Source organism: Pectobacterium polaris (assembly GCF_002307355.1).
In the GTDB taxonomy this organism is placed as follows: domain Bacteria; phylum Pseudomonadota; class Gammaproteobacteria; order Enterobacterales; family Enterobacteriaceae; genus Pectobacterium; species Pectobacterium polare.
Genome location: NZ_CP017481.1, coordinates 3516069 through 3528059, shown reverse-complemented (window position 1 = coordinate 3528059; position 11991 = coordinate 3516069). Strand labels below are relative to the sequence as shown.

The following is an 11991-nucleotide window of genomic DNA, read 5'->3' as shown; positions in this document are numbered from 1 at the left end:
ACCACGATGTCCCAATTAGTGGAAACAGAAGCAGTGGAAACAAAAATCAACCCGATTCTGGCCTCTTCTGCACAGAGTATCGAAGCCTATCAGGAAGCGATTACGCAGAGTAGCCAAGCCGTCATGCAGTGGCTGCAACAGCCTGAGATGTATCAGGGGAAAACCGTTGCTGAACTGCGTGAGCGCATCACGCTGGATTTTAATCCTCAGGGCCTGGGTAACCAGGCCGCTATCGAGCGTGCAATTGAGTACTTTTTGAAAGACAGCCTGTCGGTGCATCACCCACAGTGCGTCGCTCACCTGCACTGCCCGAGTCTGGTGGTTAGTCAGGCGGCGGAAGTCTTGATTAACGCCACGAACCAGAGCATGGACTCCTGGGATCAAAGCCCGTCAGCGACCATCATCGAAATGAAGCTGATTGAATGGCTGCGTACTCAAGTTGGCTATCAGTCTGGCGATGCTGGCGTGTTCACCAGCGGTGGCACCCAGAGTAACCTGATGGGGCTGATGCTGGCGCGTGATGCCTTCTTTGCCCGTCAGGGACATTCGATCCAGCAAGATGGATTGGTTGGTAACCTGAAGAAAATTAAAGTGTTCTGTTCTGAAAATGCCCATTTCTCGGTGCAAAAGAACATGGCTTTACTGGGTCTGGGTTATCAATGCGTTACGCTGGTGAAAACCGATCGCTTCGCGCGGATGGATCTGAACGATTTAGCAGAGAAAGTGGCGCAGGCCAAGGCTAACGGTGAGCAGATTCTGGCGATTGTGGCGACGGCCGGTACCACTGACGCGGGTGCGATCGATCCTTTACGGGCGATTGCCACACTGGCGGCAGAACATCAGATTTGGGTACACGTTGATGCAGCCTGGGGCGGCGCACTGCTGCTGTCCGAGAAGTATCGCGATTATCTGGACGGCATTGAATTGGTGGATTCCATTACGTTGGATTTCCACAAACAATTCTTCCAGACCATCAGCTGCGGCGCTTTCTTGTTGAAAGAAGCGCGTCACTATGAGCTGATGCGCTATCAGGCGGCTTACCTGAACTCTGAGTTCGATGAAGCACAGGGCGTCCCTAATCTGGTGTCGAAATCATTGCAGACGACGCGCCGTTTTGATGCGCTGAAACTGTGGATGGGTCTGGAAGCATTAGGCCAACAGCAGTACGCGGCGATCATCGATCACGGCGTTACGCTGGCACAGCAGGTTGCACAGTATGTGGATGAACATGCCTCGCTGGAATTGGTGATGCAGCCACAGTTGGCAAGCGTTCTGTTCCGTTTCCGCCCGCAACAGCTGGCGACCGCGGATGACGCGACTATCGCATTGCTTAACCAACGCATTGGCGATGCATTGTTGGAATCAGGTCGTGCCAACGTAGGCGTCACCGAATTTAACGGTGTTACCTGCCTGAAACTGACGTTGCTGAACCCAACGGTCAGCCTGGACGATGTCAAAGTCCTGCTGGATCTGGTTGAAAGCACGGCACAGCCGTTGCTGACAGCCTAATCCCTGCTCTACCGCATCATGAAAAGCCGATAACAATAATAGGTTATCGGCTTTTTCCGTTCTACACCGTCCCCTTGGAAAGTCTCGGAGCAGGCCAATTAATGCGCCAGGATGCGGGGCAAATTAATACGAATATCCCGGCTTTTTCGGCAACGTATCCAACTGCGGTTTGATGAACGGATCGTAAACGTCATCTTTCCAGCGTTCCGGCTGGATTTCGTTTAACGCGACAGAAAGCGATTCGTCGGAAGAACCGAAATGCTTCTTCAGGACCGCAGCAAGATCTTCCGCGACGGCTTTCTTCTCTTCTTCAGACAGATTCCTTGGGAAGTGTTTGACATCGATATGGGGCATGGAATGGTCCTTTTCATTGATGAAACCGCACGTTGGTTAAGCTAGCCAGTGAGTTAAGATAGCTAGTGTGCATGAAGACGGCAATAGGATAGTTAGCCCGATGATAAACAATCCGCTCGAGACAAATTGGCCTAAACTCATCGAAGTGTGTCATTCAGGCCACTGTTAGCGATCTGTCAGATTCTTATACTGCTCCTGTTTGGCGCGTAACAGCGCTGCCAGTTAACCGGATATGGGAGCAATAAGATGAAAATAACGCAGATTCGCAATGCGACATTACGACTGGAATTTGGTGGGAAAACGTTTCTGATTGACCCGATGCTGGCACCAAAGGCGACCTATCCCGGCTTCCCGGGAACAGCAAATGCACATCTGCGTAATCCACTGGTCGATCTTCCCCTGCCTATGGCGACAATTCTGGATGTTGATGCCGTGATTGTGACGCATACGCACCTCGACCATTGGGATGATGCAGCCATCGACGCTATCCCGAAAACGATGCCGATCTTCAGCCAAAATGCGCAGGATGCTGGCCTCATTCGGCAAGCGGGATTTACCTCGGTGCGTGTACTGGATGAGCAGACGGAATATGACGGCATAACGCTGATCAAAACGTCCGGCCAACACGGTTCTGATGAAACCTATGCTAATCCACAGATGGCGGAACGACTAGGTGACGTTTGCGGGATTATCTTCCAGCATGCGCATGAGAAATCGTTTTATCTGGCTGGCGATACCGTCTGGAATCAGCATGTTATTGCTGCATTGACGCATCACACGCCCGATGTGGTGGCGCTGAATATCGGCAATGCGGTCATTCCCGGCTTCGGTTCCATTATCATGGGAAAAGAGGATGTACGGCGTGTGCATCAGCTCGTACCCAATGCGGCGATAGTCGCGACACATATGGAAGCGGTGAACCATTGCCTTCTGAGCCGTGCTGAGCTGCGTGACTATTTGCATGAAGAAAGGCTTCAGTCCGTCGCGCACGTACCGAACGATGGCGAAAGCGTGCAATTCTGAGCCGGACAGTAACCGGAACCTATTGATGATTTGATGAGGGCTATTATGGCTGTGCTGACCGTCGCGGTGGTTGTCTCCGAGAATTTTAGCCCGTTTCATTTATCTATACCGGGTATGGTTTTCAGCGACATGCTCTATGAAGAAAAACAATTTGAGCTTTTTTTCTGTGCGGAAAAACCGGGCATGGTGGCATCAGAGCACGGGTTTTCTATCAACGTTGATCACGGATTTTCCGCGTTACAAAACGCCGATTTGATCGTGGTTCCCTACTGGAGCCATCCAGAGACGCGCCCTTCTGCACCGCTTCTGGATGCGTTACGCGCTGCCGCAACCCGCAAAGCACAGATCGCCGGATTATGTCTGGGAACTTATGTGCTGGCTTATGCCGGATTGCTAGATGGACGCCGTGCCTCGACACACTGGGCATTTGAGCAGGATTTTATCGCCCGCTTTCTTCATGTGCAGTTGGATACCAACGCGCTCTATGTCCAAGATGAACACCTGATTACGTCTGCGGGCACGGTGGCGGCAATAGACTGCTGCCTTTATCTGGTTCGTCAACATTGCGGCAGCGCTATTGCTAACCGTGCCGCCCGCCGTCTGGTGATCCCACCTTACCGTGAAGGTGGGCAGGCTCAGTTTATTGAACATCCGGTGCCGGAAAATACGCGAGATAGTAAAATCAATCAGCTGCTGGACTATCTGCGCAGCCATCTCCGTTCGCCCCACTCTTTGGATGCGCTGGCAAGCCGCGTGCAGATGAGCCGCAGGACATTTACCCGACATTTCTTCCGAGCCACAGGCATGACGGTTAGCGACTGGCTAACGGCGGAACGGCTCCATCATAGCCAGACATTACTGGAATCGACATCTCACTCCATCGAAGCGATTGCGGATAGCGTGGGTTTTCAGTCAGCGGTAACCTTTCGCCAGCAGTTCAAACAGCGTTTTAGCGTGAGCCCGACCGACTGGCGTAAAACGTTTCAGGATAAAAGAAGCACCCGCTGATGTGTATCGTCTTCCGAAAAATAGCCAGATCATTATATTATTGGTGAAGATACGGATTGCCACCTATCCTTAAAGTGTGATGATGCTCACAGTCATCAATACCACAAACACAACACTTCACTGACAAACACACGCCCTTTCTGACTAACGTTAATCGTCCATCGTTACTCTCTGTTTATCCACGATAAAACATGGAGAACCCATGCAAACGCGTAATACGACGCTGATTATCTTCAGCGATCTCGATGGATCGTTGCTAGATCATGAAACTTATCGGTGGGATGCCGCGCAACAGTGGCTTACACGGCTGGCGAATGAGGGAATTCCACTGATTATCACCACCAGTAAAACGGCGGCCGAAGTTGAGCCCTTACGGCGGGCGCTCGGGTTGGAACCGTATCCCTATATTGCGGAAAACGGCGCTATTGCCGTGCTGCCGCCAACATGGCAATCACATCCTGATTATCCAAGGAAGAGGATGGGTGCAGAGTATTCCGTTATCCGCGCTCAGTTGGAATCGCTACGCGCATCCGGTTTCCGTTTCAAAGGCTTTGGCGATATGAGCAGTACGGAAATAGCAGAAATGACGGGATTAACCGCGCAAGACGCCAAACGCGCGCAACAGCGAGAAGCCACTGAACCGCTGCTGTGGCTGGACGAGCAAAATGCCCTACCGCGTTTTTGCCAGTTATTGGCAGAAGCGGGGCTGACTCTGACCCAAGGTGGTCGTTTCTATCACGCCATGAGTGCCCAAACGAGTAAGGGATTTATGGTTAACTGGATAAAAACACAGTATATCGAGAAATACGGTACTGACGTCAAAACGCTTGGTCTGGGAGACGGTCCGAACGATATATCCCTGTTATGCACGGTGGACTACGCCGTATTAATTAAAGGCAAAGGAAATCAAATTGTTAACCTGCCTGAATCGTACAGCGGCAAGCAATATTGCACACAGAATTCAGGGCCTCAAGGCTGGAGTGAAGGACTGGCGCATTTTATTGGCAACGATCATTTCTCGGCATGACATAGCCGCAAGAAGGCATGGGAGCATAGGATGAGCGAATTTTATCAAGATGGCATCATTACCAATTTTCACAATCTCACTCAGAGAAGCATGGAAGAGCTGGAGTATGAACTTCAGGTATTTTCCGGGCAAAACAGTATGGGGCTGATTCTGCCCTCGCTGTATTCTGAGCTGGAAGGCCCCGCGCTGAGCCACATTGTCGATCAGCTGTCTCAGGTTTCTTACCTTGACGAAATTGTGATCGGTCTCGATCGCGCCGATCGGGAACAGTTTCTTTACGCCCGAAAATTCTTCTCTCGCCTGCCGCACCGACATCGCATTCTATGGAACGATGGCCCGCGCCTGAAAGCGCTCAGCGACGAACTGGCAGAAAAGTCACTGGCACCGGAGGAGCCCGGCAAAGGCCGGAATGTCTGGTTTTGTGTCGGCTACACGCTGGCATCGCGTCGTTCTGCCTGTGTTGCCTTACACGATTGTGACATTGTCACCTATGATCGTGCGATGCTGGCTCGCCTGCTCTATCCCGTGGCGAATCCGCACTTTAATTACGACTTCTGCAAAGGCTATTACGCCCGTGTTGCAGAGGGAAAACTGAATGGCCGTGTGGGGCGTCTGCTGGTCTATCCGTTACTGAAATCGCTGCAAAAGGTCTACGGCAATTCCGACTATCTGGATTACATGCGCAGTTACCGCTATCCGCTTTCCGGCGAGTTCGCGATGCGCACCACCATTCTGAACAACCTGCGCATTCCTGGCGATTGGGGACTGGAAATTGGCGTGTTGTCAGAAATTTATCGCGGCACCGCAACCCGCCGTATTTGTCAGGTGGATATCGCCGATCGCTACGACCATAAACATCAGCCGATGTCTGAAGACGATCCTAACGCGGGATTGCAGCGCATGGCGGCGGACATCACAAAAGCGCTGTATCGCAAGCTGGCGATTCTCGGCGTGAATATCACCACGGACTCTTTCCGCGTCCTGCGGGCGACCTACTATCGCACCGCGCTTGATATGATCGATGCTTTCGAGCATGACGCACGTATGAACGGCCTGAGTTTCGACCGTCATAAAGAGGAGTCGGCGGTGGAGTTATTTTCTGATGTCATCACCTTTGCAGGTCATGCCTATAGCGATGTCCTGGGGGATAAACCGTTTGTGCCGAGCTGGAACCGCGTGCAGTCTGCGTTTCCCGATATCCTTGAGCGGTTGTATGCGGCGGTAGAAGCCGACAATCAGGAAACGTGATGCCCTCCGCTATGCACTCGCTATCTCATAGGGCAAACGCATCATGATGCATCATTGAATGCGTCATGATGGATCCCTTGCATAAGTAATTCATATCATTAGATTTAATCACTCGATGAATCAACCAATTTTTCTTACCTTTAATCGACGCATTAGAAAACGCGGCATTTCCCGCCAGACGGGCATACTTGTCGTAAGAAAATAATATTTCACCTATTTGACAAGGTATTAGCGTTCAATCGATTAAGGAAGTTGGCGCGCTTTATGCTTTAGCTCTCCTGTCATTATTTAACTAAGGAGAGTGTTTTGATGAATTTTTTAATCAATGAAAGCGACGTGTTAAACCCAAAACGCAGAGCATTATTAAAACTTTCGGGCGCCCTGCTGGGAACGGCGGCGGTAACCACAGGGTTAAGTTCGCGGGCTTTTGCCGAGACTCAACCTGAGAATGCCGCATTTACCGCGCCGTCGGCCACTAACCCAATCCGTATTAACTTCAATGAGAACCCACTGGGTATGTCGCCCAAGGCGCAAGCCGCTGCGCGTGAGGCTGTCGTGAAAGCCAATCGTTATGCAAAGAGTGAAATTTTACTGCTTGGCAATAAGCTGGCGGCGCATCATCAGGTTGAAGCCCCTTCCATCTTGCTGACAGCCGGATCGTCCGAAGGTATCCGAGCGGCCATTGAAGCCTACGCCTCGCTGGATGCACAGTTGGTGATTCCTGAATTAACCTACGGAGACGGCGAACACTTTGCGAAAATTGCCGGAATTCATGTCACGAAAGTCAAAATGCTCGACAACTGGGCATTCGATATTGAAGGGCTGAAAGCCGCCGTAGCTAGTTACAGCGGCCCTTCCATCGTTTATCTGGTTAATCCTAACAATCCAACGGGTACGATTACGCCAGCGGATTTAATCGAACCGTGGATTGCCAGCAAGCCAGCCAATACGATGTTTATCGTCGATGAGGCTTATGCCGAGTTCGTCAATGACCCGCGTTTTCGCTCTATTTCACCGATGATCACGCAGGGTGCAGAGAACATTATTCTGCTCAAAACGTTCTCCAAAATACATGCCATGGCCGGTATGCGCGTTGGGTATGCCGTCGCCCATCCCAACGTTATTGCGTTGATGGGACGGTATGTCGCGGGCGAAAAAATCAATTTTAGCGGTGTGGATGCCGCATTGGCATCTATGGACGACTCGGCATTCATTACCTACAGCAAAAAGAGTAATGATGTGTCGCGCCAAATCCTGCTGAAAGCGCTGGATGACCTGAAATTGCCTTACTTACCGTCAGAAGGAAATTTTGTGTTCCACCAGTTGGTCGTGCCGCTTAAGGGTTACCAAAAGCATATGGCAGACGCGGGCGTGCTGATTGGCCGCGCGTTTCCTCCAGCAGATAACTGGTGTCGTATCTCGTTAGGGACGCCGCAGGAAATGCAGTGGGTCGCGGATACTATGCGCGAATTCCGCAACAAGAACTGGATTTAATCTTCCGTCATACCAACCTTGCCGCACCGCCGTGGCCGACATTCGCCTCTCGTTCTGAGGGGCGATTATTCCTGAACCGCATCGTTGAAACCGGAGTAACGCTTGACCCACGGGGAATTGCGCGGCTAAATGATCGCATGCCTTTCATTATTTATATTGATATCAGGCACAAGCAAAATATGAAAACGGTCAGGGAGAAATAAGAGCATGATTATTTTTGTTACCGGTGCAACAGCTGGGTTTGGTGAGTCAATTACGCGTAAATTCATTAGTGCGGGCCATAAAGTGATCGCGACCGGCCGCCGTCAGGAACGTCTGGATGCGCTGAAGGCGGAACTGGGCGATGCGCTGTATCCGCTAAAACTGGATGTGCGTGACCGTCAGGCGATTGAACAAGCAGTTGCCTCCCTGCCAGCCGAATGGCAGGCCATTGATGTGCTGGTGAACAACGCTGGACTGGCGCTGGGTCTGGAACCTGCGCATAAAGCATCGGTCGACGATTGGGAAAATATGATCGACACCAACAACAAAGGGCTGGTGTTCATGACCCGCGCGCTGCTGCCCGCTATGGTGGAGCGTAATATCGGCCACGTCATCAACATCGGTTCTACCGCAGGAAACTGGCCTTATGCGGGCGGTAACGTGTACGGGGCCAGCAAAGCGTTCGTGCAGCAGTTTAGCCTGGGATTGCGTGCCGACCTGTCCGGCACCCGAATCCGCGTAACAAATATCGAACCGGGCTTGGTCGGTGGAACGGAGTTCTCAGCCGTGCGCTTCAAAGGTAACGACGACAAAGTCAGTAAAACCTATGACAACACGACGCCGCTGACTGCCGAAGATGTGTCTGAAGCCGTTTTCTGGGTGTCCACCCTGCCAGCACACGTCAACATCAACACGCTGGAAATGATGCCGGTCAGCCAGTCTTTTGCTGGGCTAAGCGTACACCGCGAAGGCTGATAACCATCAAGTACTCGCATTAAGGGCATGAATGCGGTTTCATGCCCTTTTCTTTTGGTTCACAAATCGCTTTTACCCGATGCTGCACGGTTATAGTGCCGTTGAAGCGAAGGATGTATACTTCTTGTTATAGGTAACTTTCCTTTTGCACAAAGCGTGGAGGTTACAGGGAACGGCGGTCGCCTTTTGTTGTCTATCGCTTGCCGTGCGCTTTATCGTTCTGCGGCACCGGCGTTTGTTTTTATCATTCGTTCTGTCAAGGTGAAACATGAACCACTACTCTTTTTCTTCTTTGATTCGGGCCTTCATCCCGCTTTCTCTGGTTATCGTTTCCGCTGCCTGGCAGCCTGCCGCACTGGCAGAGACACGTCATATCATTGTTGATTCCGGCGACAGCGCGTTGTCAAAAGAAGCGGCGCGTCAAAGCAAAGAGCAATGGGATTCAACCCGCTCGCTGCGTAATAAAGTCAATAACCGCGTTGAGAAAGAATTCGATAAAACGGAAAAAGCGATTGATGGGCGTGAAAAATGCAACGCCAGCTACAACGTTAATGCTTACTGGGAAAACACCACCGATCGCTGCCTCGATCGTCGTACTGGCCGCCCCGTTACTCCCTGATTTTTACCCACGCCTGCTGGCGTGGGTTTCCCCTTTTCTCTTCGTAGTGCAGCAAACAAAATAGTGCAGCAAATTAGCCTGCATCCGAAGGTGACATCACCGTTAAACTCAACGATTATCGCATATCGTAGAACCCGCATTGTTATCCAAAATGGAGCGCATCAGGATGAATATGGATCTCATGCAGTTACTTTCACGCCCTTTTCACATCAAACTGTGGGGCGTGTTTGTTATGTGTCTATTGGTCAGTTCGTGTGCAAGCACCTATCCGAAGACGGATAACATCACGAATATCACCAATGACAATGGGACGCTTATCGCGGAGTCTGCTAATTACGTTTATAAGTTCTCCGACGCACGCACTCAAAAAGAGTATCAGGACTATTACGCGTTTTATCGTGATTACAAAGACATCATCCTTGGCGTGAGGGTCGATTTTTCTCTCCGTAATAGCCAGGTCTACGCGAGATATAAAAACGTGATTGATACTCGCCGATTGACCCAAAAGCAGGAAGTCGATTTACGCGAACTCTACGCGGCGAGAATTCCTTCAGCAATGGGAAAAGGTGAAGTCACCTTTAGTGCGAACGGCACATTCAGTGAGAAAGAAGGCTCATTGGTCAGCCCGACAACAAACGGTCGCCTGCCGCAACCCATTCCGGTGGTGATCAACAGCAGCGATAACTCCGGCAAAGAGGTGTTGCTTGCTCCCCTCATGATTCCAGCCGTTGTCCTTTTCCCGCTATTTATGATGTATGGCTGCGCGACCGGGCCCTGCGTTTAACCTTCTCCGGGCCATCGTTGATGGCCTGATTTCGTGGCTTTTTCGCGTTATCGTCATCGTTTGATATACTCAAAGAGACTTTTTTCAGAGAAAAGGATCAAAAGATGAAAAAAACCGTCATTTTTGGTGCCGCGTTATTCCTGGTTACTCCGTTGGCTGCACTGGCATCTTGCGAGAGCGTGAAAGCGGATATTGCCCAGAAAATCATCGCCAATGGTGTACCAGAATCCGGTTTTACGCTGGATATCGTCCCGAACGATCAGGTGAATCAGGCCAGTGGTCAGGTGGTTGGTCACTGCGAGAGTGATTCATACAAAATTGTTTACACCCGCCATGCTGAGGGTGACGCCAATACGGAAAGTGCGCCGGCGCCAGCAGAAGGTCAGCCGACGACCACACCGTAACCCTTCCTCTGGATGTTCAAAGTAAATGTTCAAAAGGCGCTTTCGCGCCTTTTCTTTTGCCTTATTTTTGTCTGGTTTCAGCCTGCCCCGGTCGCTGTCTTGCCGGGATCATTCTGGCGGAAAGCAGCGTGATAGCCGCGATGAGTGCAGAAACGATAAATACGCCGTGGATAGACGAGGCGACTTGCGATGCCAGCGTATCGAGCTGGTTGACGCTCAGCAGAATACGCTTGGCCGGATCCATAAGCGTCTGGAGCGGATCGCTCACGTCCGGCAATCGCCAGTGCAGACTGATGTTCAGCGTCGCACCAAGGATTGCCGTTCCCAGCGCGGAACCTAGCATGCGGGTAAACATGGCGGAAGCCGTCGCAATGCCGCGGATGGAGTAGTCCACCGAGTTTTGTATCGATACCAGAAACGTTGTGCTACTTAGCCCCATTCCCGAACCGATCAGAAATGCCGCGAGCCGCGCCCACATAAGGTTGCTGTCCGGTTGAACGGTTAGCAGCGTCAGACTGCCGATAATCAGCACAATACCGCCGAGCATTGCCGTAAAGCGATAAGACGTCCACAGCATTAAGCGTCCGCTCAGCGTGCTGGCCAACGGCCAACCAATCGACATCATCGCCAATATACTGCCGGCTTCCAGCGGCGTTTTACCCATTACACCCTGAATAAACGTTGGCAAAAAGGCGCTCACGCCCATCATGGCGGCACCGACGACCAATCCGCCGAGGTTACCGGCGATAATGACCCGATTGCGCCACAGCGCCAGCGGAAACAGCGGCTCCGGCGTGCGCTTTTCCTGTCGAACCAGCAAAATGCTGCCCACGGCGGAGATCGCAAGCAGTGGGATCACCCAGTAGCCAAACACTTCAGCCTGTAGCAGCGCCATTAGCAAACTGGCGACGGAGACAATCAGATAGAACGCCCCCATCCAGTCCAGCTGATGCTGGCGCACGGCATTCATCGTTGGCAGATAGCGAGCCAGCAGGAAGATGGAGAACAGCCCAATCGGCACGTTGACCCAGAAGACCAGCGCCCAGTTGAAGTGTTGCACGATAAACGCCCCCAGCAGCGGGCCGATAATCGCGGAAAAGCCCCACACGCTGGACAAATAGCCCTGTATTTTCGGGCGCTCGGTCGAGCTGTACACATCAGCAACAATGGTGAAGGCAATCGGAGTAATCGCGCCCGCGCCCAGCCCTTGCAAGGTGCGGAAGACGATCAGCCAGCCCATCTGCGTCGAAAATCCGCACAGAATAGACCCCAGCAGGAACACGATCATGCCGAAGAAGAATATCTTTTTGCGGCCATACAGATCGGCCAATCGGCCATAAATTGGAATACTGATCGACTGCGTCAGCAAATAACCCGCAAAGACCCAGCCTAATAGGGAAAACCCGCCTAAATCCGCGATGATGGTGGGCAGCGCGGTGGCGACAATCGTCACTTCAATCGCGGCCGTGAACATAGCCAACATACAGGCAATTAAAATCCAATGGCGATGTGGGACAGGTGTTTGCTGCGGGTTATTCTCTGTTTTCATTATATTTTCAGGATA

At 51.7% G+C, this 11991-nt stretch carries 12 protein-coding genes; 10 read left to right on the top strand and 2 right to left on the bottom strand.

Annotated elements, in window-relative coordinates:
* Positions 1-6 precede the first annotated feature (6 nt).
* Positions 7-1509 carry a pyridoxal phosphate-dependent decarboxylase family protein gene (locus BJJ97_RS15925; protein ID WP_039513650.1) on the top strand — a complete coding sequence of 501 codons (1503 nt, stop codon included), beginning with the start codon at positions 7-9 and terminating at the stop codon, positions 1507-1509.
* Positions 1510-1632: 123 nt separating this feature from the next.
* Here the strand turns inward: BJJ97_RS15925 and pptA are convergent, their stop codons facing one another.
* A complete protein-coding gene (pptA, locus tag BJJ97_RS15920; protein ID WP_014915392.1) occupies positions 1633-1863 on the bottom strand; it encodes a tautomerase PptA in 231 nt (76 codons plus the stop codon).
* 246 nt (positions 1864-2109) lie between these two features.
* On the opposite strand from pptA, the gene BJJ97_RS15915 reads away from it, so the two are divergent.
* The 9 genes from BJJ97_RS15915 to BJJ97_RS15875 all read left to right on the top strand — a co-directional run bounded on the left by BJJ97_RS15915 (position 2110) and on the right by BJJ97_RS15875 (position 10427).
* Positions 2110-2886, top strand: a complete 777-nt coding sequence (locus BJJ97_RS15915) for an MBL fold metallo-hydrolase (protein ID WP_095994559.1) — start codon at positions 2110-2112, stop codon at positions 2884-2886.
* A gap of 45 nt (positions 2887-2931) precedes the next feature.
* Positions 2932-3894 carry a GlxA family transcriptional regulator gene (locus BJJ97_RS15910; protein ID WP_095994558.1) on the top strand — a complete coding sequence of 321 codons (963 nt, stop codon included), beginning with the start codon at positions 2932-2934 and terminating at the stop codon, positions 3892-3894.
* A gap of 202 nt (positions 3895-4096) precedes the next feature.
* Positions 4097-4921: a mannosyl-3-phosphoglycerate phosphatase-related protein gene (locus BJJ97_RS15905; protein ID WP_095994557.1), complete on the top strand. Its 825-nt coding sequence runs from the start codon at positions 4097-4099 to the stop codon at positions 4919-4921.
* Positions 4922-4951: 30 nt separating this feature from the next.
* Positions 4952-6169: a glycosyltransferase family protein gene (locus BJJ97_RS15900; protein WP_095994556.1), complete on the top strand. Its 1218-nt coding sequence runs from the start codon at positions 4952-4954 to the stop codon at positions 6167-6169.
* A 309-nt stretch (positions 6170-6478) separates the two neighbouring features.
* Positions 6479-7663, top strand: a complete 1185-nt coding sequence (locus BJJ97_RS15895) for a pyridoxal phosphate-dependent aminotransferase (protein ID WP_095994555.1) — start codon at positions 6479-6481, stop codon at positions 7661-7663.
* 207 nt (positions 7664-7870) lie between these two features.
* Positions 7871-8620 carry a bifunctional NADP-dependent 3-hydroxy acid dehydrogenase/3-hydroxypropionate dehydrogenase YdfG gene (ydfG, locus tag BJJ97_RS15890; RefSeq protein WP_095699466.1) on the top strand — a complete coding sequence of 250 codons (750 nt, stop codon included), beginning with the start codon at positions 7871-7873 and terminating at the stop codon, positions 8618-8620.
* A 268-nt stretch (positions 8621-8888) separates the two neighbouring features.
* Positions 8889-9239 (top strand): DUF1283 family protein, encoded by a 351-nt coding sequence (locus BJJ97_RS15885; protein ID WP_039473112.1) that lies wholly within the window; start codon positions 8889-8891, stop codon positions 9237-9239.
* A 166-nt stretch (positions 9240-9405) separates the two neighbouring features.
* Positions 9406-10023 (top strand): hypothetical protein, encoded by a 618-nt coding sequence (locus tag BJJ97_RS15880; protein ID WP_095994554.1) that lies wholly within the window; start codon positions 9406-9408, stop codon positions 10021-10023.
* 104 nt (positions 10024-10127) lie between these two features.
* Entirely contained in the window at positions 10128-10427 is a 300-nt protein-coding gene (locus tag BJJ97_RS15875; RefSeq protein WP_095994553.1) for a DUF1161 domain-containing protein, read from the top strand.
* Positions 10428-10488: 61 nt separating this feature from the next.
* On the opposite strand, the gene BJJ97_RS15870 is transcribed toward BJJ97_RS15875, so the two are convergent.
* Positions 10489-11976, bottom strand: coding sequence for an MDR family MFS transporter (locus BJJ97_RS15870; protein WP_095994552.1), 1488 nt, complete (start codon positions 11974-11976; stop codon positions 10489-10491).
* Positions 11977-11991 lie beyond the last annotated feature (15 nt).